19 protein-coding genes are annotated in these 22,886 nt (G+C 63.1%); 9 read left to right on the plus strand and 10 right to left on the minus strand.

From position 1 onward, the window contains the following. The first annotated feature begins 6 nt into the window (after positions 1 to 6). Both B1756_RS16810 and B1756_RS16815 read left to right on the plus strand, forming a co-directional pair. Positions 7 to 1,656 (plus strand): MBL fold metallo-hydrolase, encoded by a 1,650-nt coding sequence (locus tag B1756_RS16810; protein ID WP_086889600.1) that lies wholly within the window; start codon positions 7 to 9, stop codon positions 1,654 to 1,656. Positions 1,657 to 1,734: 78 nt separating this feature from the next. Next, positions 1,735 to 2,667 carry a DMT family transporter gene (locus tag B1756_RS16815; protein ID WP_086889601.1) on the plus strand — a complete coding sequence of 311 codons (933 nt, stop codon included), beginning with the start codon at positions 1,735 to 1,737 and terminating at the stop codon, positions 2,665 to 2,667. Between the two features lie 90 nt (positions 2,668 to 2,757). Here the strand turns inward: B1756_RS16815 and B1756_RS16820 are convergent, their stop codons facing one another. Next, positions 2,758 to 3,042, minus strand: coding sequence for a DUF8028 family protein (locus B1756_RS16820; RefSeq protein ID WP_120649708.1), 285 nt, complete (start codon positions 3,040 to 3,042; stop codon positions 2,758 to 2,760). Positions 3,043 to 3,450: 408 nt separating this feature from the next. Then, positions 3,451 to 5,679, minus strand: coding sequence for a CDC48 family AAA ATPase (locus B1756_RS16825; RefSeq protein WP_086889602.1), 2,229 nt, complete (start codon positions 5,677 to 5,679; stop codon positions 3,451 to 3,453). 193 nt (positions 5,680 to 5,872) lie between these two features. On the opposite strand from B1756_RS16825, the gene larC reads away from it, so the two are divergent. After that, complete coding sequence (gene larC, locus B1756_RS16830) at positions 5,873 to 7,225, plus strand: nickel pincer cofactor biosynthesis protein LarC (protein ID WP_086890237.1); 1,353 nt, start codon at positions 5,873 to 5,875, stop codon at positions 7,223 to 7,225. Between the two features lie 297 nt (positions 7,226 to 7,522). Here larC and B1756_RS19720 read toward each other — a convergent pair whose 3' ends face one another. From B1756_RS19720 to B1756_RS16845, 3 genes are all read right to left on the minus strand, one after another. Next, positions 7,523 to 7,984 carry a hypothetical protein gene (locus B1756_RS19720; RefSeq protein WP_086889603.1) on the minus strand — a complete coding sequence of 154 codons (462 nt, stop codon included), beginning with the start codon at positions 7,982 to 7,984 and terminating at the stop codon, positions 7,523 to 7,525. Between the two features lie 436 nt (positions 7,985 to 8,420). After that, the gene (locus tag B1756_RS16840) at positions 8,421 to 8,957 is read right to left on the minus strand and encodes a hypothetical protein (protein ID WP_086889604.1); all 537 of its coding nucleotides are present in this window, start codon (positions 8,955 to 8,957) and stop codon (positions 8,421 to 8,423) included. A 439-nt stretch (positions 8,958 to 9,396) separates the two neighbouring features. Then, positions 9,397 to 9,885 (minus strand): hypothetical protein, encoded by a 489-nt coding sequence (locus B1756_RS16845; protein ID WP_186336541.1) that lies wholly within the window; start codon positions 9,883 to 9,885, stop codon positions 9,397 to 9,399. Positions 9,886 to 10,635: 750 nt separating this feature from the next. Here B1756_RS16845 and B1756_RS16850 point away from each other — a divergent pair. Next, complete coding sequence (locus B1756_RS16850) at positions 10,636 to 12,168, plus strand: hypothetical protein (protein WP_186336475.1); 1,533 nt, start codon at positions 10,636 to 10,638, stop codon at positions 12,166 to 12,168. A gap of 404 nt (positions 12,169 to 12,572) precedes the next feature. Here the strand turns inward: B1756_RS16850 and B1756_RS16855 are convergent, their stop codons facing one another. Then, positions 12,573 to 12,878, minus strand: a complete 306-nt coding sequence (locus tag B1756_RS16855) for a hypothetical protein (protein WP_152031332.1) — start codon at positions 12,876 to 12,878, stop codon at positions 12,573 to 12,575. Positions 12,879 to 13,158: 280 nt separating this feature from the next. On the opposite strand from B1756_RS16855, the gene B1756_RS19470 reads away from it, so the two are divergent. After that, the gene (locus tag B1756_RS19470; RefSeq protein ID WP_161493202.1) at positions 13,159 to 13,767 is read left to right on the plus strand and encodes a hypothetical protein; all 609 of its coding nucleotides are present in this window, start codon (positions 13,159 to 13,161) and stop codon (positions 13,765 to 13,767) included. Positions 13,768 to 13,895: 128 nt separating this feature from the next. Here the strand turns inward: B1756_RS19470 and B1756_RS16865 are convergent, their stop codons facing one another. Continuing rightward, a complete protein-coding gene (locus tag B1756_RS16865; protein WP_086889608.1) occupies positions 13,896 to 14,651 on the minus strand; it encodes a hypothetical protein in 756 nt (251 codons plus the stop codon). 184 nt (positions 14,652 to 14,835) lie between these two features. On the opposite strand from B1756_RS16865, the gene B1756_RS16870 reads away from it, so the two are divergent. Continuing rightward, positions 14,836 to 15,666: an AAA family ATPase gene (locus B1756_RS16870; RefSeq protein ID WP_086889609.1), complete on the plus strand. Its 831-nt coding sequence runs from the start codon at positions 14,836 to 14,838 to the stop codon at positions 15,664 to 15,666. Between the two features lie 67 nt (positions 15,667 to 15,733). On the opposite strand, the gene B1756_RS16875 is transcribed toward B1756_RS16870, so the two are convergent. Further along, on the minus strand, positions 15,734 to 16,378 hold the full coding sequence (locus B1756_RS16875; protein ID WP_086890239.1) for an SDR family oxidoreductase: 645 nt from the start codon (positions 16,376 to 16,378) through the stop codon (positions 15,734 to 15,736). Positions 16,379 to 16,500: 122 nt separating this feature from the next. Next, on the minus strand, positions 16,501 to 17,658 hold the full coding sequence (locus tag B1756_RS16880; RefSeq protein ID WP_086889610.1) for a CBS domain-containing protein: 1,158 nt from the start codon (positions 17,656 to 17,658) through the stop codon (positions 16,501 to 16,503). A 282-nt stretch (positions 17,659 to 17,940) separates the two neighbouring features. Between B1756_RS16880 and B1756_RS16885 the strand changes: the two genes are divergently transcribed. Continuing rightward, entirely contained in the window at positions 17,941 to 18,246 is a 306-nt protein-coding gene (locus B1756_RS16885) for a lycopene cyclase domain-containing protein (RefSeq protein ID WP_228434626.1), read from the plus strand. Positions 18,247 to 18,589: 343 nt separating this feature from the next. Here B1756_RS16885 and B1756_RS16895 read toward each other — a convergent pair whose 3' ends face one another. Next, positions 18,590 to 19,255 carry an HAD family hydrolase gene (locus tag B1756_RS16895; RefSeq protein ID WP_086889613.1) on the minus strand — a complete coding sequence of 222 codons (666 nt, stop codon included), beginning with the start codon at positions 19,253 to 19,255 and terminating at the stop codon, positions 18,590 to 18,592. Between the two features lie 202 nt (positions 19,256 to 19,457). On the opposite strand from B1756_RS16895, the gene B1756_RS16900 reads away from it, so the two are divergent. Together B1756_RS16900 and B1756_RS16905 are read left to right on the plus strand one after the other, a co-directional pair. Next, positions 19,458 to 21,212, plus strand: coding sequence for a cation:proton antiporter (locus tag B1756_RS16900; RefSeq protein WP_086889614.1), 1,755 nt, complete (start codon positions 19,458 to 19,460; stop codon positions 21,210 to 21,212). Then, entirely contained in the window at positions 21,205 to 22,869 is a 1,665-nt protein-coding gene (locus tag B1756_RS16905; protein ID WP_086889615.1) for a cation:proton antiporter family protein, read from the plus strand. The genes B1756_RS16900 and B1756_RS16905 overlap by 8 nt, the downstream gene beginning before the upstream one ends. Positions 22,870 to 22,886 lie beyond the last annotated feature (17 nt).

Consider the following 22,886-nt stretch of genomic DNA (forward strand, 5'->3'; position numbering starts at 1 on the left):
CAGCGCATGCGCGTCTCCTATCAACATGCGAACGTCCACAGCGGTAACGAGTCGACACTCCTGCGATTTACGACTGCAGATGGCACGCGTGCGTGTCTGCTCGTCGATGCCGGCGCTGGCGTCGACGTCGAATCCATGCTCGGCGACGACGAGTATCTGAACGCGATTTTGCTCACCCACGCTCACATCGACCACTACCAGACGCTCGCGAGAAACGTCCACCACAGTGCCCCGATTTACGCCTCACCGGCAACAGCGGCGATCCTCGAGCAGGCGTTACCCGAGGCCCAGAAGGACAACGACCTTGGCGACGTGTCAATCGCACTCGAGGCACTCGAGCCACTGGAGGAGTGGACATCGATCCTTCCACCACTCGAGATTCGACCGGTTTCTGCCGGACACACGCCTGGGGCAGCCGGGTTCGCCATCAGATTCCGCGACGAGAATTCGGGTGACGGCCCGCCCACCAGTGAGCAACATCTCCTCGTTACCGGCGATTTTACGACGCGACCGTGTGCCGGATACGCTGGCCTCGAGACCTCCTACCCGTTCGATATCGACTGTCTGTTGTTGAACGCCTCGAACGACAACTCTTACACGGACTCGCTCAACGAGTCACTCGAAACGGTACTCGAGCGTGCGCTCGCCGGGTCGCGAGTCGTGGTTGCAACGAGTTCGCTCACCGGGGTCCACTACGCAACGGTACTCGCCCGCGTCGCGACGGAACTCGACTGCAGGTTGCCGATCACCCTCGTCGGCCAGGCTGCCAAACTGTACAACGCACTCGAATACGACGAGCCAGAGGTCACACCCTGTGAAGTGTTCGACTGCCCTGACGAGGTACTCGACGACGGTGGCGTGACGATCACGGGACCTGAGTCGCCGACGACCGGGAGTTCCCGCCGCCTGCTCACAGCAGTCGGTGACGATCCTGGCGCGCTGTTCGTTCAGCTTTCGACAGGTTCCGGTGACGGTGTCCCGAACACACAGTGTACGACGCAGTCAGTTCGGCTGTCTAACCATCCGACACTCGAGACGATCGACGACGTCGTCCGCTCACTCGCTCCGATCGAGGTCGTCATCAAACACGCGGGAGGTGGTAGGCTCAGCCGGTTTCAGCGTCGGTTCGATCGGTGCTTCACGTGGGGGACGAACGACCACGACGTCCACCGACTCTACGAAGACGGAAGCTGGAACGCTCCCGGATGGATCGCGGAGGAAACTGCGAGACGGATTCGGAGACGTCGGTGGGAGGCGGTACAAGAGCAGCCACTCGCAGCTGATACCACACTCGAGGTCGGCCGGCACGACCCCATCGACCTCGAGTCCGAGGGCGTCGACCTCGACACCCTCGAGGCGACGTTTGCACGGACTGCGCCAGACCCATATACGTCCACGGCCACCGATACCGGGGCCACCGACGGAGTAGAGCCTGCGTCCGGGATTGAATCACTCGAGGATCGATCGCTCGAGGAAGAACTCCTCGCTCGACTCGACGCGATCGACGCGAAACTCGACCGCTCCGACGAGACTGTCAGAGCCCGTGTGTTGAGTGGAGGGGAAGGCGAGCAATTTCTCCAGCTTCTCGACCGGACAGCACTCGAACCCGGAACGATCATCGAGATAACGATCACGACTGATCCGCACAGCGAGTAACCACCAGCTATTCACCCCCCGATAGACTCTCGAGAAGCCGATCGAAACCTATAGGAACGGCTGAGGGAGACGGTCGATGTGAGTCGGTATCGAAACTTCGGCCTCTTCATTGCACTCGCTGCCATCTGGGGGTCGGCGTTCGTCGCCATCAGTGCGGGACTCGAGTACCTGCCGCCGGTGCTGTTTGCGGCGCTTCGCTACGACGTCGCCGGCGTTCTGATGCTCGCGTACGCCGTTGTGGCGACCGATCACTGGCGTCCCCACGGTCGAGACGAGTGGCTCACCGTCGCCGTCGGCGCCGTCCTGCTGATCGCGGCCTACCACGCGTTCCTGTTCGTCGGCCAGCAACACACGACGGCAGCCGTGGCCGCGATCGTCGTGAGCCTCTCGCCCGTCCTGACCACCGGGTTCGCGCGCCTGCTGGTTCCGTCCGACGCGCTGTCGGTCGTGGGCCTCGTCGGCGTCTTTCTCGGGCTCGTCGGCGTCGCGATCATCTCCCAGCCCGATCCCACGAACCTGCTCTCGACGGATTTCGTCGCCACCTTCCTCGTCTTCTGTGCCGCCGCGTCGTTCGCCCTCGGGGGCATCCTCACGCGACGAATCGACTCGGGCATGCCAATCGAGACGATGGAGGCCTGGTCGATGCTCGGCGGCGCACTCGTCATGCACGGTGTGAGCCTCGCGCTCGGCGAACCGATCGACCCGTCGGCCTGGCTCCACCCCGAAGCACTCGGCGCGCTCGTCTATCTCTCGATCGTCGCCAGCGCACTGGGCTTTCTGCTGTACTTCGACCTCCTGGAGCGTCTCGGGGCTGTCGAGATCAACATGGTCTCGTACGTCGCGCCGATCTTCACCGCCGTGGTGGGCTGGCTCTACCTCGGCGAAGGGATCGACGTCCCAACGCTCGTCGGCTTCGGGTTCATCGTCGCCGGCTTCGCGCTCGTCAAGCGACGGGCCATCCGCGAGGAGTTCGCCCTCCGAGGCGTCGGCCGCTCGAGGCCCGGCGATTGAGGCGGTACGCTGTACTCCCTGACGGATACAGGATTCGTTTCCGGGGACGGTGGTGACGTCCAGCGGACAACACGAGAGGACCGTCGACAGTCACCGTCGATAGGAGTGTCCGACGTACAGCGCCAAGAGGTTACACCCTAACAGAAGGAGAAACGCCGTCGACTCGAGACGCGATCCGAGCCCCACTGCGAGCAGCGGCAGGTAACACACCGGGAGCACGATCGCCGCCCAGAAACTCGTCTTGCGGATCGACTCGGCGAGGTGTGGAATCTGCCGCTCCAGAAATGGGTGGTCCGGCTCCTGTGCGCTCGAGTCGCTTCTCCTCGCGGATGGCTCGTTTTGCGTCGCTGGCGTTTGCTGTGATCGGTCTGACATTACTGACGGAACGTCAGCATCGTACTCCAGGGTCGAACGACATTACCGTTCCGACAGTTCCGGATGTCTACGTACGGTTCACGAATCGGTCGGTCCCTGCCTGAACCGGGCCCCGTCGACGTGCTGGCGGTCCGGGTCACCGGCCTCCGGTCGAGAACCAACGTGGCGCTCACGGCGGGAGCCTGCGCCACCCGACGTCAACCGACGGTCCAAGTGCCGCTTACCGATTCGTAACAGATGCTTACTCGTCGATTCGGTGGAAGATTCGCGCCCAGTCGTCGGTGGGTGCAACTGCTCGAGGCGAGCAACTGCTGAGGACAGGGACGTGGTGGCTCGCCGAGTCACTCGCCAGAGACCGCGACCCAGCGATCGGCACGCGAAACGAAAATCCGAAAACAGGTCGACGCGCTACTGGAACCCGATGCGGCTGCCGCGGCGGCCACCCACGTCGGGACCGGTCTGCCCGCCCTGGAACTCCTCTTCGATCCGTTCGTAGTACTCGAGGATGTCGTCGGTGATCGTCGGCCGGACGTTCTCCATCGCCTGGCGGAAGTGGCGCATCTCCACGATATCGGCCTCGTGGTCCTCACGAAGGGCCTCAATCGCCGCCTCGCGGGCGATCGACTCGAGGTCGCTACCGACGTAGCCGTCGGTGATCTCGGCGATTTCACGCAGGGTGACGTCCGGGGCCAGCGGCGTGTCCTCGGTGTGAATCTCGAGGATTCGCTCGCGGCCGTCGACGTCGGGTTCGCCGATCATGACGAGGCGGTCGAACCGGCCCGAGCGCAGGAGTGCGGGATCGATCATGTCCGGACGGTTGGTCGCGCCGATGACCATCACGTTCTCCATCTCCTCGAGTCCGTCGAGTTCGGTCAGCAGCTGGTTGACGACGCGCTCGGAGACGTTCGAGCCGACCTCGCCGCCGCGGCCGGGCGCGAGGGCGTCGAGTTCGTCGAAGAAGATGACCGTCGGCGAGACCTGCCGCGCCTTGCGGAAGGTCTGGCGGATGGCCTTCTCCGATTCACCGACCCACTTGCTCAGCAGTTGCGGGCCGCGCACGGAGATGAAGTTCGCGTTCGTCTCGTTGGCGACGGCTTTCGCCATGAGCGTCTTTCCGGTGCCCGGTGGGCCGTAGAGCAGGACGCCTGCCGGCGGGTCGATGCCGAGGCGGTCGAACCGCTCGGGGCTCGAGAGCGGCCACTCGACGGACTCCTGAACCTGGTCTTTGGCCTCGTGGAGGCCACCGACGTCGTCCCACGAGATCTTCGGGAGTTCGACGAGGACCTCCCGCATCGCCGAGGGCTCGACCTCGTTGAGCGCGCCGCGGAAGTCCTCGCGCTTGACGATCATCCGGTCGATCAGGCTCGGCGGGATGTCCTCCTCGTCGAGATCGATCTCGGGGAGGTATCGTCGGAGGGCCTTCATCGCAGCCTCCTTCGTCAGGCTCTCGATGTCCGCGCCGACGAAGCCGTGGGTTTCGTCGGCCAGGTGGCCGAGGTTGACGTCGTCAGACAGTGGCATCCCGCGGGTGTGGATCTGGAGGATCTCCTCGCGACCCACCTCGTCCGGGACGCCGATCTCGATCTCGCGGTCGAATCGGCCCGGACGCCGGAGTGCAGGGTCGACGCTGTCGACGCGGTTCGTCGCCGCGATGACGATGACCTGGCCTCGAGCCTCTAAGCCGTCCATCATCGTCAGCAACTGGGCGACGACGCGGCGTTCGACCTCGCCGGTGACGTCCTCGCGTTTGGGTGCGATGGAGTCGAGTTCGTCGATGAAGATGATCGCCGGTGACTCCTCGCTGGCGTCCTCGAAGATCTCCCTGAGTTGCTGTTCGGACTCACCGTAGTACTTCGAGATGATCTCCGGACCGGCGATGGAGAAGAAACTCGCGGAGGTCTCGTTGGCGACGGCCTTCGCGAGCAGCGTCTTCCCGGTCCCCGGTGGGCCGTGGAGCAGGACGCCCTGTGGCGGTTCGATCCCCAGTTTCTTGAAGATCTGGGGGTGTTTCATCGGCAACTCGACCATCTCGCGGACCCGCTGGATCTCGCTCTGGAGCCCGCCGATGTCCTCGTAGGTGATGCCACCACCGGTCTTTTCGAAGCCGCTGATCGGCTCCTCGCGGAGTTCGACGTCGGTGTCCTCGGTGATGAGCACGACGCCTTCGGGTTCGGTTTCGACGGCGATCAGCGGAATCGCCTGGCCCGGCGACCGCATGAACGGGTGGTTCGTCGAGGACATGACGGGGACGATGTCCCGGCCGACGACGGGCCGTTTGAGGATCTGGCGTTTGACCATCCCGGCTGCGTCGGAGCCGAACTGGACGGAGGCCTCCTCCGGCGGGGCGAGTACGAGGCTCTCGGCTTTCGTCGCCTCGGCTTTGCGGATCGTGACTCGCTCACCGATACCCACGTCGGCGTTCTGCCGGGTGAAGCCGTCGATACGGACTGTATCGGTGTTCCAGTCCTGCCGGTCGGCGCGCCACACCTTCGCGGCGGTGGTGTCTGCGCCTTCGATTTCGATGATGTCGCCCGGACTCAGCTTCAGATGCAACAGCGTGTCCGGGTCGAGTCGGGCGATACCACGACCCGAGTCGTTCGGGTACGCCTTCGCAACCTCCAGTTGAACTTCGTTCATATTTCGGGATGGGCGGGAATGTCTGTGACTCCGTTTCCGGGTCGGATAGGTTTTGCGCTCGTCCTCACAGTGCTAGATGCTACCACCCCAATCTCGGAGGGGGGAATACAAAGACGTGTCGGCAGCGGTCGCTTTTGGGACGACCCACGAGGGAGTGAACGACTTTTTACTCCTCGGCATCGCCAACAGATTCATGAACTACCTCGCGTTCGACGGCCGGATGGGCGCAAGCGGCGACATGATCCTCGGGGCGCTGCTCGACGCCGGGGCCGACCCCGACGCCCTCGAGCCAATCACCGACTCGGACGTCCTCACCCTCGAGTACCGGCTCGAGGAGACCGTCAAGGCGGGGATCTCGGGGACGAGCGTGGACGTGGTGCTCGAGGACGCGTCCGGTGACGGGGGCTCGAGCGGCGGGTCGTCCGAAGACGACGGTGGGCACGAGCACGATCACGGCGACCAGTCCCACGAGCACGCACAAGACGACCACAGCCACGGTGGCGACCATGATCACGGGGACCACAGCCACGGCCACGACCACGTCCACGCCGAGGGCCACGGTCCCCACCGGAGCTACCGCGAGGTCTGCGACATCGTCGAAGAGATGGCCCTCCCCACAGCCGTCGAACGCGACGCCCTCGAAATCTTCGAACTCCTCGGCGAAGCCGAGGCGAGCGTCCACGGCGAATCGCTCGAGGAGATTCACTTCCACGAGGTCGGGGCCGACGACGCCATCGCCGATATCGTGGGCGCGGCGCTGTTGATCGACGACCTCGAGCCGGACCGGATCGTCACCACCTCGCTCGCGACGGGCGGTGGTACGGTCTCGATGAGCCACGGCGAGTATCCCGTTCCGACGCCCGCGGTGGTCGAAATCGCCGCCCGCGCCGACTGGACGCTGCAGGGTGGCCCCGTCGAGCGGGAACTCCTCACGCCCACGGGCGCGGCTATCCTGGGGCACTACGCCGACGGCGTCGAAACCCTCCCTGCGCTCGAGGTTTCGGCCGTCGGCTACGGCGCGGGTGGGTACGACCTCGAGCCCCACCCGAACGTGCTCCGGGTCCTCGTCGGCGACGGCGGGGGCGGCCTCCGCAAGGAGGACATCGCCGTTCTCGAGACGAACCTCGACGACGCCACCCCCGAGGTTCTCGGCGGCCTGCAGGAGACGCTCACCGACGCGGGCGCTCGAGACGTCTCCATCCTCCCGGCGACGATGAAGAAGTCCCGGCCCGGCCATCTGGTGAAGGTGATCTGCCGGCCAGCGGATCGGGAGCGCGTGGCTCGAGCGTTAGCGGAGGAGACGGGCACACTCGGCGTCCGGGACGCTGGGGTGACCCACAGGTGGGTTGCTACTAGGGAATTTGAGACGGTGAGACTCGAGATTGACGGCGAGGAGTACGAGGTGACCGTGAAGGTGGCGAGCGACGCCGACGGTGAGGTTTACGACGTTAGCGCGGAATTCGACGACGTTCAGTCTGTGGCGCTCGAGACCGGAACTCCCGTTCGAGAGGTGCGAAGACAGGCTGAGCAGCAGTACGTCGGATAATTCATGTTCCACTGATTCGATGCCGACGGTGACCGGGTCTAAGCCGCGAATGTACGTCGATTCCTGGCACCAACCGCGTCAGAATCCTCACGGTAGTTGTGTCGCTAATTATCCACCGACCGACGTGGCACGTGTGCGTCGTCCTCGAGGTATTGCGGTCGGGAAATTCGGTTACTCGCTGCGGGGTTTCTCGTATCGAGGTTTCAATTCTGTTGTGGTCCGCCACTGCCGCCGGTTGGTGCAGACCTCGTGCAGTATCGTTGTAAAATAGGAATAACGGAGGTAGTTACAGCTGCGTTAGCCGATTACGTTGGTCGCAGTGGAGGTGCCGTCCTGGACTGCGATGTTGTTCTGCACGTTCGACTGGTCGATTTCCGCGGTCTGGGTCTGCTCCACGTCTTCAGCGAAGCCAACGCCAATAGCGGTAGCAGTAGCGTCACCAGCCGAGAAGGCACCAGTATCGCCGTTGGTATTGCCGTCATTCAGGGCCCCAATCTCACCTTCTTCACCAGCGACGTTCACCTCGAAGGTCCAGTCGCCACCGGTGGCCTCAGCCGATGCAAGGCCAACGCCAGCAGCCTGGCCCTGGTTGATCTCGGCTTCAGGCTGGTTGACGTTCACCTGATCACCTTCCTGAACCTGGACCATGTTAGAATCAGCGTCCTGGGTGGTCTGTGCTGCTGCTGTTCCGGCGAGCCCCATAAACGCGAGGGCCCCGATCATCGCTACCGTCAGTGTAATTGCGAATGCGCGCTTCATGTTTGATAGTCACGAGGCACGCATCACCCCGGGGGGTACGCTCCGTAACGGATTCGGCGACCATCGCATGGCCGCCGCTCGTCACGGGAGTATCATCCGACTCCCTGTGTCCCCGCTGTGACGCGTTGCCCAGTCCGGTCTCATCACGGTGTCCCACTTCAACCCGATAAACGGTTTCAGAGTCCAGAGCCGGATTTCGTCGTTTGAAAATCGTCTAAAGGCGGGACGTTCGACCTCGGTTCGGATCATTCGGACCCACAGTCCAGTGAGCATATGCCGCCTTCGGGTTACCGTTATCGGCGAGTTCGATTACTCATTGGGATGGCTCTTGTTGACGTCTTGGTTCGGTACTGACCAACCTTTATCGACGATGGTTGAAGGCGTCTCTCGGACTCGCTGTAAAAAAGAGAAATAACGGTCAATGATTACGGCCGCGTTAGCCGAGGATGTTGGTCGCAGTCGAGGTACCGTCCTGGACTGCGATGTTGTTCTGCTCGTTCGACTGGTCAATGGTCGCGTCCTGCGTTTGCGTCACGTTGTCAGCGACACCGATGCCAACAGCGGTTGCGGTAGCGTCACCAGCTGAGAAGGCTCCACCATCGCCATTGTTATCAGGCTCACCAAATTCGATAATGGGTGAGTCATTTGGTGGTTCCTCACCGTCACCATCGAAGGTCACCTCAACGGTCCAGTCGCCACCGGTGGCCTCAGCCGCTGCGAGACCAACGCCAGCGGCCTGGCCCTGGTTGATCTCGGCTTCAGGCTGGTTGACGTTCACCTGATCGCCTTCCTGAACCTGGACCATGTCAGAATTCGCAGTCTGGCTGACCTGTGGCTGCTGCTCGACGACTACCGGCTCTGCTTTCTCGACTGGCTCTGCTTTCTGGTGTGCTGCTGCTGTTCCGGCGAACCCCATAAACGCGAGGGCGCCGATCATCGCTACCGTCAGTGTAATTGCGAATGCGCGCTTCATGTTTGATAGTCACGAGGCACGCATCACCCCGAGGGATACGCTCCGTAACGGATTCGGCGACCATCGCATGGCCGCCGCTCGTCACAGGAGTATCATCCGACTCCCTGTGTCCCCGCTGTGACGCGTTGCCCAGTCCGGCCTCATCACGGTGTCCCACTTCAACCCGACAATCGGTTTCAGGGGCCAGAGCCGGATTTCGTCGTTTGAAACCGTCATGTATTGTGACACACGCCACTGATCCGTAACAATTGGACGTCCGAATCAATGAAGATACGCCGTCCTCGAGTTGGCGTGGTCCACGAGTTCTGTTACTCGTCGCATCGGCTTTGGGATTTACGTCTCGGTTTGGTACTAATCTGGCCCCATCGCCGATCGTTCAAGCCGTCGCTCGCTACCGGTACACAAAAAGGAAGAAATAACGGAAGTCGTTACGGCCTCGTTAGCCGAGGATGTTGGTCGCAGTGGAGCTACCGTCCTGGACTGCGATGTTGGTCTGCTCGTTCGACTGGTCGATGGTCGCGTCCTGCGTCTGCGTCACGTTGTCAGCGATGCCGATGCCCAGAGCGCCAGCGTCGGCGTCACCAGCCGAGAAGGCACCATCATCGCCGTTGTCATTACCATTGCTCTCAAAGACTTCGACTGGTTCACCGTTTTCACCATCGACGTTCAGTTCGAAGGTCCAGTCGCCACCGGTGGCTTCAGCCTCGGCAGCGCCAACGCCAGCGGCCTGGCCCTGGTTGATCTCGGCCTCGGGCTCGTTGATGTTCACCTGATCGCCATCCTGAATCTGAACCAGGTCAGAGTTCGCAGTCTGGCTGACCTGTGGCTGCTGTTCAACGACTACCGGCTCTGCTTTCTCGACTGGCTCTGCTTTCTGGTGTGCTGCTGCTGTTCCGGCGAACCCCATAAACGCGAGGGCGCCGATCATCGCTACCGTCAGTGTAATTGCGAATGCGCGCTTCATGTTTGATAGTCACGAGGCACGCATCACCCCGGGGGTACGCTCCGTAACGGATGCGACGACCACGCATGGCCACCGCTCGTCACGGGAGTACCATCCGACTCCCTGTGTCCCCGCTGTGACGCGTTGCCCAGTCCGGTCTCATCACGGTGTCCCACTTCAACCCGCCAAACGGTTTCAGAGGCCAGACCTGAATTTCGTCGTTTGAAACCGTCTACGGGCGAGATAGGGACAGGATGAAAGATCCGTTGGGCGTCGCTTAATAACCATACGGAGCGCCTATTCACAACCCACCCCCACCCGTAACCGATCTCCGACCACCCGAGACACTGTCGAACAGTTCACCCCAGTGACTGATTCGGTCACCGAGGAGTGGGATAGTTGTACTTTCGAGGCCGCTCGAGCGGTTTCGCCGCTCACCAACGTGTTGCACTCCGGGCTACTCGTGATCGGCTGGGCCCGCACCTGCCGTCGAGACCTCGATCGTCGACCGGCCATCTCGAGCCGGCGTCGGAAGTCACCGCATTCGAGTTCGAAGGTGACCGCTTCTGATCGGTAGGCGACTGCATCCGCTATGCAACTGACAGATAACAAAGTCAGTCATCAGGAAATGAAGGTTCACGCCGTGGAGTTCCGGAAACAAAGACTCTCACGGTCTACGTCAAACGAATCATGACCAACACGACGACCATACGTTCACAGTGTACGACGATTTTGATGGCCTGCATCGTCGCCGTCGCGATGCTCGGCGCCGGTGCCGCCGGCGCCGCCGCTCAAGAGGATCCCGCGAGCGAAAGCGCATACGCACTCGAGAACGACGAGGGACTCTACCTCGTCTTCGGTGCTGATCTGGGCGACGATATGACCCTGGAGGAGTACATCGAGGCTCACGCCTCCGGTGATCAGGTTGCAGACGCAGAGGTCACCCAGTACTCGGACGTCGACCAGGTGAATATCAACCAGCAGGGTAACGCCACGTCGATTTCGATCGACGGCGGTGAGGCCACCGCGGTTCAGGAGGCCAACCAGCTGAACTCCAACGAACAGTTCGCCGATGCATCAGCTGACAACGTCCAGGGTGACGTGGTCCAGTTCGACGACGTCGGTGACGTCACCATTATCATCGGTAACGGTGACGGCCAGAGCTTCGACGGCTGGGGTATCGCCGACAAGAAAGGTGACAAAGCCGAAGTTGACGGCGACCAGGAAGCCGAAGCGGTCGTCACCCAGGTCCAGGAAGTCGGCCAGCTGAACTACAACGAACAGAACACCGCGTTCGCGATCGCCGAGAACGGTAGTACGGCGACCGCTATCCAGCAGTCCCATCAGTCTAACCAGAACCTGCAGCAAGGAATTGCAAACGCGACGAACGTCTACGTCGGTGGCGGTGAGTTCGTCGACAAGACCGGCGACCACACGAAATCCGGTGACTCCGGATCCGGCGTCGATCAGGTCGCCGAGGCCGAGGTCGCCCAGGGACAGGCCGGTGACCAGTTGAACGTCAACGAACAGGACGGTGCCGTTGCCATCGCCGTCGGCGAAGACAGCGTGGCGACCGCCATCCAGTTCACTGACCAGACGAACCTCAACGAACAACTCGCCGATGCCAGCGCCCAGAACATCGTCGCTGGAATGGCCGGGATGGACGTCGCCACTGCTGGCTTCGACGGCAGCAACGATGTCCTCGAAACCGACGAAGTCGTCGATACCTTCGGCGACGAGAAAGACGACCACCACAAGAAAGCCGACAAGGACGAGATCCAGTCGGCGACCTCTGAAGTGACCCAGGAGCAGGCTGTCGAGCAGATGAACGTCAACCTGCAAAACACCGCGTTCGCGTACGCCACCAACGGCAGCGAAGCGACCGCGGTGCAGCTCGCCTACCAGAGCAACATCAACGCACAGGTCGGCTTCGCCGATGCGCTGAACGTCTACGCCGGCCCGAGCCACCAGTACGAGAACGCGATGGTCACCTCGACCATGAGCGTCACCGTTGGTGGCGAGGACGTCGACGGCCTCGAGGGGCTCGCCTACGACTACGACGCGCTCCAGACGAACGACCCGAGCCAGCACGCGACCGCACAGCTCGAACAGGTCCAGTTCATCGACCAGCAGAACGTCAACGAGCAGCAGGCTGCCATCGCCGTCGCCGAAAACGGTGAGAGTGCAGACGCTGCCCAGGTGAGTCTGCAGGAGAACGAGAACATCCAGTTCGGCTCCGTCGCAGCGACGAACGTCTGGGCCGCGTAAAGACGATTCCCCGCTGGCATCGATATCGTCGATTTCCCGTTTCGGGACATCGTTGTCGGCCAACGACTGCGGTTGAGAGTCGATGATCGACCCAGACTGACTATTCCGTATCGCCACCGCAACGTTTCTTACTGTTTGTTTTGCCACGACACCCGAACGGCTATAGTAACAACTGCAACGATTCACACACTGATCACCGATCCGTCTGGCGATCAGGTGTGCACTGACGTGCAGTGGCTACTATACCAGTTGGTCCGTCAGTTCGGTTATCCAACCAGGGGAACCGGGTAGAAGTTCGAACCGGGCGCAGGTCGTACGTCCCGGTGGTAGCTCACGGTGGCCGCACCGTCACATTGAGGGACGACGCTACCACTCGTGATTTTCGGCTCAGCCTAACTGAGGAGTCACGGCCTCAGGTCTTCTTCAGCCGGCAGTGTATCGTCGAGAATGTCGTCGACAAGGTCATCGTTCACGTCGTCACCAGGATCGGTGTCGACATCGTCGACGATGTCTGAACCAGTATCATTGAGCCCAAGGTCGAGATCTAGATCAGGGAGCTCGTAATCTAACTCATCTTCCTGGACATCCGTTTCCGATTCCTCCTGGATTACGACCGATTCGGTCGTCTCTTCCTGTGTTTCGGTTTCGGTGATCGTTTCGTCGAGGTCGAGTTCGACCCAATCGGTGTCGCCGTCTTCCTCTGCAGCCACCGCACCGGCCGCGAGTGTAAGCGTCAGTGCAGCCAGTCCGACGACGAGTGCGATCGTTATCGTCCGTCGACCGAGTGTTGTACCTGTCATACTGGATTGCCTCGAGCGGCAGCGAGGGGGTCGACAGTGACGGGTATAAACGCCGGAAATCGTTGGCCTCTCAAATTTCGGGTTGGAAGCCTGTAGTCCGCCGTTTGCGTCAGGACCAACGGGTTCGCCATCCGAACACTCCCGGAACCCTGAGAAAGTGGCTTGACGCTCGGTGCGCTCTCACTCTGACATGGATCGACGAAGGTTCCTCCTGGTGGGGGCGAGTATCGCCTCGGTCTCGAGTGCGATCGCCGGCTGTCTGGGCGACGCTTCGCCTGCGGCCGACGTGGCGAACGTGGTCGGCGGAGACGACGCGGGATCAGAGACGGACGAGCGAGGTACCGAAGACGATACCGGCCCGGACGTAGCCGACTGGGTCGAGTTCGAGCACGTCGACGAGGCGTCGATCGAACGAGTAGAAGCGATCGATCTCGAGGCCGAACTCGACGACGACGCGGACGAAGCCATCGACGAGTTCATCGACGACCGCGATCACGACGGCGTCCACGACTGCTGGCTCGTGAACGAGGCGGACGAGGCCCTCGAGGCGACGATGGATATCGTCACCGGGGACGAGACCGTTCTCGAGGGCTCGGTGTCGCTCCCTGCCGGTGGCGCACTCGAGATGATCCTCTCCGAGGAAGGGGCCTACGAAACGACGGTCGCCGCCGAATCTGACGGCACGACCACCGAAACGACGACCACTGCGACCCCGGATCCCTCGTGTACGGTCTCACGGACGGTGCTTGCGTTCGGGGACGGTGGAAGCGTCAGCACGCACACCGAGTCGAGATGCTGACGAACGGCCAGTCCGAGTCTCACGACGGCAGACAAAACCAGTTCAAGCCGGGTAACGAGGACCTACGCCGTTCTTCGAGCGAACTGACCGGCTCGAGTATTTGCAACTGAACGTCGACGGCAGCAGTTTCAGGAGTCCTCTCCCGACAGCCGACGGTGCTCGGCCAGCGCTTCCTCGATCGTCAACTCGCCGGCGGCGACCCGGCGGGCGAGCTCCTCGTCGATCGTCCGGTTCGTCTCGCTTTGCTCACGAGAGCGATCCTTGATCACCTGTAACTCGCCCGCCGTCGGCTCGACGTCGCGGGCCTCGATCGGCTTGCCCTCGAGTCGAGCGATGTTGACCGCGGCGAGGACGTCACCCATCCCGCGAGCGCCGGTGCCGAGGTAGGGCGTCGTTCCGGTCTCGTCGACGAGTTCGACGCGAACCCCCTCGAGATCGTTGACGATCGTCGACCCCTGGAGGCGGGCCCCGTCGCCGATGCGGACGACCGGGTCGGCGGCGTCGCGAACCTCGCGCTGGATGCGCTCGACGGCGTCGGCGAGCGGGACCTGAAAGGCGGCGACGACGGTCTCGCCGGTGAGGACGGCGATTCCCGGCCGACGCCCCGGATCGACGCCGACGGTCGTCCGGCCGCCGTCGCCGCGAAGCGCGGTCAGCGCGCGGTCGACCGCGCTCCGTGACTCGCCCGGTTCGGCGACGATCGTCGTCACGGTTGGCTCAGCGTCTGCGAACGCATCGACGTGCTCGGCGTCGGTCACCACGACGGTCGTCCGCTTCGGAAGCGGCTGATCGGGCTCGAGTGTCGTGAACGTGGTCCCCCGATCCCGGAGTTCGTTGACGACGCCGTGGTAGACCTCGAAGTCGGCGGTTGCGACGACGATCACGTCCGATCGTTGGAGGGCGGCCCGAATAAACGTATCCGACGCTGGCCGTCGATCCTCACGCCGAGTGGGGCACTCGAGTCGTCCCCTCGACAATCGGGGTAGTCGATCGATCGTCGTCGGACCGCGTTCTCGACCGTTCGTGCCGTTCCGGGGCCTTTTTGCACCGAGCCTTCCAAGGGCGACCGTGAAGGACGAGGCGATTCCGACGGGCTGTGAGGCCGTCGACGAGTTGCTGGGCGGCGGCTTCGAGCGTGGAACCGTCACCCAGATCTACGGTTCGCCCGCCGCGGGCAAGACGAACGTCGCGCTGTCTGCCGCCGTGGAGACGGCTGCTGCCGGCGGCACTGCCGTCTATATCGACACCGAAGGCGTCTCCGTCGACCGGTTCGAGCAACTGCTCTCGGCACGGGCCGACGAGAATCGCACTCGTGGACCAGACGACCGGTCGACCGACGTCCTCTCGAGCGGCGTCGAGGAGACGGACGTCCCGAGCGGGGACGAGTCGCCGAGAGACGAGTCCGCGGAAACCGACGTCGAGACGCTCGCCTCGCGAATCGTCGTCGAGGATGCCCTCGACTTCGAGGAGCAGGCCGAGGCGGTCCGGGACGCCGAGGCGTTCGCGGAGGGGGCCGACCTGATCGTCCTCGATAGCGCAACCGGGTTCTACCGCCTCGAGCGCGGCCCGGGGGGCGGCGACGGGACGGGCGACGGGGGCGAGGCCCTCCGGTCGGTCGCCCGGCAGGTGACCCACCTGCTCTCGCTGGCGCGCAAACACGACCTCGCCGTCGTCCTGACGAATCAGGTCTTCGCCGACCCAGACTCCGATCGGACGCGCGCACTCGGCGGGAACACCTTAGAGCACTGGACCGGTGTCGTCGTCCGCCTCGAGCGCTTCCGCGGGGGCAATCGGCGGGCGACGCTCGAGAAACACCGGTCGAAGCCGGCCGGCGAGTCGGTGCAGTTTCGGATCACGGAGACCGGACTCGAGAGCGGTGGCGGGATGCCCGAGCCCTAACGAGAGCCTTCGACCCGGCTGAGACGGCTGGGGCTACCCATGGAGTTCGGCGTCGTTTCGAGAACGATCAGTTTTCGGGCTGGACCGCGGTGTCGATAGGCGTCTCCCCCCCGAAGAGCCTGATCGTCTCGCCGACGGTGTCCTCGTTCTCGAGACTCGCGACGACCGCCTGCGCCACGTCGGCACGCGGGATCGACGCACCGCTTTCACCGGGATACTCGAAGGCCGACGACACGTGACCGGTCCCCTCGTCGTCTGTGAGCGCGGTCGGTCGGAGGATCGTCGCCTCGAGCGGCGACGCCTCGAGGAAGTCGTCGGCACAGCGCTTTGCGACCCAGTACGGACGCATGGCTTCTGGCTCGCCCAGTGGCTCGCTCGCGTTGAACGAACTGATCATGACGAAGCGATCGATGCCCTGCTCGACGCAGGCGTCGATCGATCGTCGTGCTCCCCAGAGGTCGATCAGGAGCGTCTTCCCCCAGTCGGTGTCGCCGCCGGAGCCCGCGGTGAAGACGACGGCGTCGCACGCCTCGAGTGCGTCGGCGAACTCCCCCTCGAGGTCGCCCAGCCGTGGTTCCCCGCCGCGGTCGCGAATCTCGTCGAACTGGGATTCGTCCCGGACGATTCCGATCGGGTCGTGGCCGGCATCGTCGAGTCTGGGGAGCAACTCACGACCAATTCCGCCGTTGGCACCGATCACTGCGACGTTCATCGTGCCCGTCTCCACGGCGGCACGGTCAAAAGGTGCTGGGGGTTTCGCCTGTCCCTGGCCGATCTGAACTTCCTCGGCGAGAGGAGACAGTCAGAGAGTCGGGCTGGGACTCGAGGCCCGTGTTATAGCTCGTTCAACTTCCGCAGGAGCTGTCCGCGGTACTCTTCGTCGCTGGTAATGCCTTTCAGTTCGAGGACGTTGCGCTCGAGTTTCTCGAGAGCGACGCGGAAGGCGTTCTCTGCGCCGTAGCCTTCGCCGGTACCGGCGACCTGCCCCTTGTTGGTCCGAAGGCGGACCTGACAGTGGATCAGTGGCGTCCCGCGGAGTTTCTCCTTGTGTTCTTTGAACCGGACGTGCGCGTGGAGCACCTGCATCTCGGCGTACTTGTCTGCGACCTCCTGGATGTCCTCGACGATCGCCTCGCGGGTGATGGTGTCGAGCATCGAGATGTTCGTGATCTGGACGTCCATGCGCTCTTCCTCGGTGAGCGTCAGCGCCCGCAGGACGTCCGTCTTCGTGACGACGCCGAGGACCTCGCGATCGTTTCCGTCGGGCGTGACCATCAACCCGGCGTAGTCGAGCTCGAGCATCTGTTCGATCGCTTCGCGGGCGGTCGCGTCGAGCGTGGTCGTCTCGACGGGGCTGTTCATGATGTCGTAGACGGGAACGTCGAGCATCCGCTGGCTGTCGCCGACGCGGTCGCCGGTCGTCGTCGAGTACTCCTGACGGATGACGAAGTCGGCGATATCGTGAGTGGTGACGACGCCCGTGAGCACGCCGCTGTCGTCTAACACCGGGAGTCGCGAGATGCCGTGTTCGCGAAGCTGGTTGATCGCCCGGCCGATGCCGTCGTCCTCGTTGAGGGTCACGGGATCGGACGAGTAGACGTCCTCGACGGTTAGCGTGTCGAGGTTCTCGAGAACGGCCTCGAGGATGGCGTCGTCGCTGATGACGCCCCAGAGGTCGCCGTGTTCGAAGACGGGTGCGACCTTCGCGTTACTCTCGATCAGCATCCGGGCGGTCTCGCGAACGTCCTCGTCGCGGTCGATCTTCGGTGCCGGGGAGTTCCGGCTGGGCTTGATGAGCGCGGCGACCTTCGCGTCGTCTTCGACGTGCGACTGGAGGACCTCGCGTTCGCTGATCACGCCCTCGTACTCGCCGTCGTTGGTGACGATGATCCCCTTCGGGTTCCCGTTCTCGAACATCGAACGGACTTTCCCCATTCGCTCGCCGACTCCGACCTCGATATACTCCTGCGTCGCGATATCAGCAATATTCATCGTTCTATCAGTACCGTTCTGGCTCAGAGGGTTTGAAGATACTGCCTCACTCTCGCAGGGCCCTCTGGATCAGCAACGGCCCACGACGCCAAGACTCTTTGAGCTTCCCGTGGCCGTGCGCCCATGGGACTCGCTGCACCACCCGACGACCCCACTCGAGTCGACGCGCATCCGGGGTCCGACGATTCGACGCCAGACACTGGTCCGTCCGAGCCCGATCCGGAACGCGAGGGCGATCGGACTCGAGGAGACGACGCGACGAATCGAGACGAGGGAACGGTCCTGCCCGACATCGGCGTCTTCGGTCGGTACACCTACCTCGCGACGGAGGTCTTCTGGGGGGCGATCGCGTTCGCCCTGTTACGCCGCGCGGGTGCACTTCGGAAGGCGGCGGTGACCATCCTCGCACTGTATCCACTCGCGTACGCGTGGGACCGGTACACCCTCGAGGTCGGCGTCTTCGACATCAGAATGCGAACCGGGATCGACGTCGCGGGCATCCCGCTCGAGGAACACCTGTTCATGGCCGTCGTCCCCGGGCTCGTACTGGGTGTTCACGAGACGATTTTCGGTAGTGGGGATGAGTAACAACAGCGTGTGACCATACCGGCCTCACTCCCTACCAGACGGTTTCCTGTACACCTATATGAGTATCGATCGAATGCAATCGACGAGTGAGAGCCGATGCCAGGAGACGATGCTCACGATGGCCTCGAGGACCAACCCGGTGCGCGGTGGGACAGCGGTCGTTGTCCTCCCGGATCCGAGGTAGCCGATGACGATCCACTCTTCAGTGCGCCATCAGTGAGTGCCGACGAACCGATCGATGAAGTCGATATCGACGACGTTCTGTACGGCGAAATTGCGGTCCCGAACGATAACGATCGGAACTGACGAACCAGCAGTACAGCGATCTGGAACGTTCCGACTCCTACTCGAGCCTCTCGAGCACGGCCGGAAGCTCGGTCGCGATGTCGTGCTGTGACACGTGCGCGACGGCCCGCGGATCCGGCTCGGGACCGTCCTCGAGCAACACCTGAACCACGGCCATCCCCGCGTTCGTCGCCCCGCGGACGTCGGCGTCGACCTCGTCACCCACGTAGACCGCCTCCGCGGGCTCGACGTCCAGTTCCGAAGCGATGGCCTCGAAGGCGCGCGGATCGGGTTTGCCGGCCTCGAGTTCGCCGGTGACGAGCGCGGCGTCGAAGGCCTCTTCCCAGCCCAGCGTCTCGAGTTTGTCCCGCTGGGCGACGATGGGGCCGTTGGTGAGCAGCCCCACGTGGTAGGACTCCCGCAGTGAGGCCAGCAGCTCTTCGACGCCGGGCAGGGGCTCGAGTGCGTCGGCGATCGTCTCCCGGTAGGCGGTCGCGAGTGTGGCGGGGTCGACTTCCGCGTCGGCGTCGTGGTCATCGAGCAGGTCCGCGAAAATCGGCTCGCGGGTCTCCCGGGTGAGGTTCCGGCGATGGGCCTCGAGGTAGGCCTCCCGGGAGAGCGACGGCGCGTCCGCAGCGGCGGCGGCCTCCTCGAGGATGGTCGCCCGGTCCCGCGTCGGAACCGCGAGTGTGTAATCGAGGTCGAAGACGACCGCCTGTGGCATAGTCGGAGGAGGGGACTCGAGGGGGTTGAAGTTATCTGTTCGTCCCAGCGGTTGCAGCGAACGGAGGACCGGACCGCTCGAGGAGTCGTCGAGGTGATCGTGCGCGGCTCGGATGATCCCCGAGGGGGTCGACCGGGTGGCCGACCGAGGACGGGTTTCGACACTGTTAATTGACGACCCCAAATAGAATCGGCCGAACGCAATGGTCTCCGAGGTAGCTCTTTCGCCCGATCTCGCCGTCATCCTCCTCTGTGCGACGGCCGTTGGCTTCCTCGCGAAACAGACCGGCCAGCCGACGATCATCGCCTACATCGTCACCGGTGTCGTAATCGGGCCCGCTGCTCTCGGGATCGTGGAAGTCAGTGAACTCACCGAGTTGCTCTCGGAACTCGGCCTCGCATTCCTGTTGTTCTTGCTCGGGATCAAGATGCGCCTCGACGAGGTCGAGCACGTCCTCGCACCGATCGTCAAGATCTCGATCCCGCAGATGGCCGCCGTCGCAGTGACCGGGATCGTCCTCTCGCTCGCCCTCGGATTCGACATCTGGGCCGCCATCATCATCGGTCTCGCGCTCATGTACAGCTCGACGGCGGTCGTCATCAAGATGCTGACCGACAAGGACGAGGCGACGTCCTTGCACGGCAAAATCGACGTCGGCGTGTTGCTCGTCCAGGACATCGTCGTCGTCATCTTGCTCGCCGTGCTCGCTGCCGGCCAGCCCGACGACCTCGCCGAAGTTGTGACCACCCTCGGCGTCGTCCTCGTGCTGGTCGCGATCATCACCGTCGCCGCCATCGGTGCCTCTCGGACCGTCTTGCCCGTCGTCTTCCGTCGAATCGCCGACAACAAGGACGTCTTCTTCCTGCTGGCCATTTCGTGGGCGTTCCTCTTCGTCTTCGTCTCTGACAACGTCAACCTCTTTCTCGCCCCACTCGGCATCGAAGCCTACCTCTCGATCGAGATGGGGGCGTTCCTCGCCGGTCTCGCCATCGCTCAGCTCCCCTACAGCAAGGAACTACAGGACCGTGTCAACCCATTGACTGACCTGTTCGTGATGATCTTCTTCGTCTCGGTCGCGCTCGACCTCGATGCAACCCAGCTCTTTGCCCACACCTGGGAGGCGATCGCCGCAGCACTGATCCTGATGCCTGCGAAGTTCGTCATCTTCTTCCTGTTGATCGACTGGCAGGGATTCGACCTCGAGACGACGTTCCTCGGGAGCATCAACATGATGCAGATCAGCGAGTTTGGTATCATCGTCACCGCCGTCGCCGTCGAGGGTGGGTTCGTCGAACCGGAAGTACTCGGCTTCATCACGCTCATCGCGCTGTTCACGATGAGCGTCTCCGTGTACTTCATCGAGTACAACCACCAGCTGTTCAAACGCGTCGAGCCCTACCTCTCTCGCTGGGAGGGTGACGACGACTTCGAGGGCGGAAAACGTGAGTACCGTGACCACGCGGTCGTCATCGGTTACGACGAGGTGACCCGGAACGCGGTCCCCCTCCTTGCCGACCACTACGAGGACGTCGTCGTCGTCGACCGGACCGTCTCTCACGTCGAAACGCTCGAGGACGAGGGCTACGACGCGGTGTACGGTGACTTCCGGAACTACACGATCCGCAAGGACGTCGCGCTCAAAAAGGCCGATTTCGTCCTCTCGTCGTCGGTCGAGCCCGACGTGAACAAAGCGCTGCTCAGGGAGGCCGGGGAAGACGCCACGGTCTTCGTCGAGGCCGAACACGTCGACGACGCACGCGAACTCTACGACCGCGGTGCACACTGCGTGATCATGACCACCCACCTCGCTGGCGACCGACTGGCAGACTACCTCCGGGCGTACTTCGAGGACGAACCGGCACTCGAGGAGGCGATCGAACTCGACGTCGAACAGCTCGGCAGTACGGATCCGTTCCCGGCGACGCCGGAACGCATGGGAGGTGCCCTCGATGACTGATCTTCTCACGACGGTCTCGATCCTGTTCATCGTGCTCGGGCCGTTCCTGTTCGTGGCCAACCGATACCGGCTGCCGACGGTGCCGGCGCTGATCGTCGCGGGTGTCGTCGCCGGCCTCTTCGTCGACGAAAGTCTCACCCTCGAGCTCGCCCAGTACGGTATCGCACTACTCGTGTTCACGTTCGGCGTCAGGGTCGAGTTTACCGGCGTTCGGACGGTGCTCGTCGACAGCGAAGTCGTTGCGCTCGGCCAGATCCTCGTCGTCGGGAGTCTCGGGTTCGTGTTCGGACTCTGGCTCGGCATTCCCCAGTCGGAGGCGATCTACCTCGGTGTCGCCGCGGCGTTCTCCTCGACGATCGTGGGAACGGCGCTGATGCAGACCGAGATTCGACGGGAGCTCGTTCGCGGTCGGCTGGCAGAGTCGATCCACTTCGTCCAGGACATCGTCGCAGTGGCGTTCATCCTGCTGATGGGCGCAGGTGTACTCGGCCTCGAGGCGATCGGAACCCAGCTCGCCGCCGGTGTCGGGCTCGTCGCCGCCGCGTACCTCGTCAACCGGTACCTCTTCGACGTGATCGGACGACTGGCCGGTGGGTCATCAGAACTCATGATCGTCGGCGTCGTCTCGGTGCTCGTCGTCTTCGTCGGTGCGGCCGAGCTCGCTGGCGTCTCGGTCGTGGTCGGCGCGTTCGCTGCCGGACTCGCCGTTCGCCACGACCCCGTCGAGTACCTCGGCCTGTTCAACGGGCTCCAGTCGGTCCGGGACTTCTTCGTCGCTATCTTCTTCGTGACGATCGGCGCGCTGGTGGCCGCCCCGACCATCGAAAAACTGGTCATCGTCTCCGGGATCGTGATCCTGACCGTCGTCGTCAAACCGGTGGTCACGACCGCGATCTTGCTATACAAAGGATACGATCCACGAACCGCGACCCTGACCAGCCTGAGCACCGATCAGGTCAGCGAGTTCGCACTCATCATCGCGATCGAAGCGCTCGTCATCGGCCTGATCACCCAGTCGGTGTTCGACGCGATCATCTTCGCCGCCGCCATTACGATGATCACCTCGAGTCTCACCCAGCGCTACGACGAGGCGATCTATCGCTCGCTCGCCGATCGCAGCGTGTTCCCGGTCCGGACCGGACGACTCGAGGAGTGGAGCAACGTCCCAGACGACGTCTCCGACCACGTGATCATCGCTGGATTCGGCCGACAGGGCCACCAGCTGGCCCAAACCTGTCGTGAAATCGATCAGCCGTTCGTCGTGATCGAGAACGACCCGACGGTCCGGAAAGATCTAACGAACGAGTGCGACGCCTACGTCTTCGGCGACGCGATGGAACGGTCGACCTGGGAGCGAGCGAACGTCGAGGACGCTCGAGTGGTCGTCTCGACGATCGACTCCGAACTCGTCTCGAAACGGCTCCTCTCGTTCGACTTCGAGGTCGACCTCACCCTCCGGGCCAGCGAGGAAGACACCGCCCTCGAGTTGCTCGAGGCCGGGGCGCTGTACGTGAGCGTCTCCGAACTCCTCGCGGGAGATCAGCTGGTCAAACACGTTCGTGGACTGCTCGAGGGCGACCAGACGCCCGATGAACTTCGGGCTGAACGACGGGAGGCACTCGACGAGTACGTGACGTTCCATCCAGCAGACGACTGATACGGTTTCCTGTCCGT

Origin of the sequence: Natrarchaeobaculum aegyptiacum (assembly GCF_002156705.1) — an archaeon.
Classification (GTDB): Archaea; Halobacteriota; Halobacteria; order Halobacteriales; family Natrialbaceae; genus Natrarchaeobaculum; species Natrarchaeobaculum aegyptiacum.

Coding starts and splice junctions, on each gene's coding strand:
- B1756_RS16840 (WP_086889604.1), bottom strand. CDS start 8,957: ATGAAGCGCGCATTCGCAATTACACTGACGGTAGCGATGATCGGCGCC.
- B1756_RS16845 (WP_186336541.1), bottom strand. CDS start 9,885: ATGATCGGCGCCCTCGCGTTTATGGGGTTCGCCGGAACAGCAGCAGCA.
- B1756_RS16895 (WP_086889613.1), bottom strand. CDS start 19,255: ATGCCACAGGCGGTCGTCTTCGACCTCGATTACACACTCGCGGTTCCG.
- B1756_RS16905 (WP_086889615.1), top strand. CDS start 21,205: ATGACTGATCTTCTCACGACGGTCTCGATCCTGTTCATCGTGCTCGGG.
- B1756_RS16850 (WP_186336475.1), top strand. CDS start 10,636: ATGGCCTGCATCGTCGCCGTCGCGATGCTCGGCGCCGGTGCCGCCGGC.
- larC (WP_086890237.1), top strand. CDS start 5,873: ATGAACTACCTCGCGTTCGACGGCCGGATGGGCGCAAGCGGCGACATG.
- B1756_RS16825 (WP_086889602.1), bottom strand. CDS start 5,679: ATGAACGAAGTTCAACTGGAGGTTGCGAAGGCGTACCCGAACGACTCG.
- B1756_RS16900 (WP_086889614.1), top strand. CDS start 19,458: ATGGTCTCCGAGGTAGCTCTTTCGCCCGATCTCGCCGTCATCCTCCTC.
- B1756_RS19470 (WP_161493202.1), top strand. CDS start 13,159: ATGGATCGACGAAGGTTCCTCCTGGTGGGGGCGAGTATCGCCTCGGTC.
- B1756_RS16810 (WP_086889600.1), top strand. CDS start 7: ATGCGCGTCTCCTATCAACATGCGAACGTCCACAGCGGTAACGAGTCG.
- B1756_RS16880 (WP_086889610.1), bottom strand. CDS start 17,658: ATGAATATTGCTGATATCGCGACGCAGGAGTATATCGAGGTCGGAGTC.
- B1756_RS16875 (WP_086890239.1), bottom strand. CDS start 16,378: ATGAACGTCGCAGTGATCGGTGCCAACGGCGGAATTGGTCGTGAGTTG.
- B1756_RS19720 (WP_086889603.1), bottom strand. CDS start 7,984: ATGAAGCGCGCATTCGCAATTACACTGACGGTAGCGATGATCGGGGCC.
- B1756_RS16820 (WP_120649708.1), bottom strand. CDS start 3,042: ATGTCAGACCGATCACAGCAAACGCCAGCGACGCAAAACGAGCCATCC.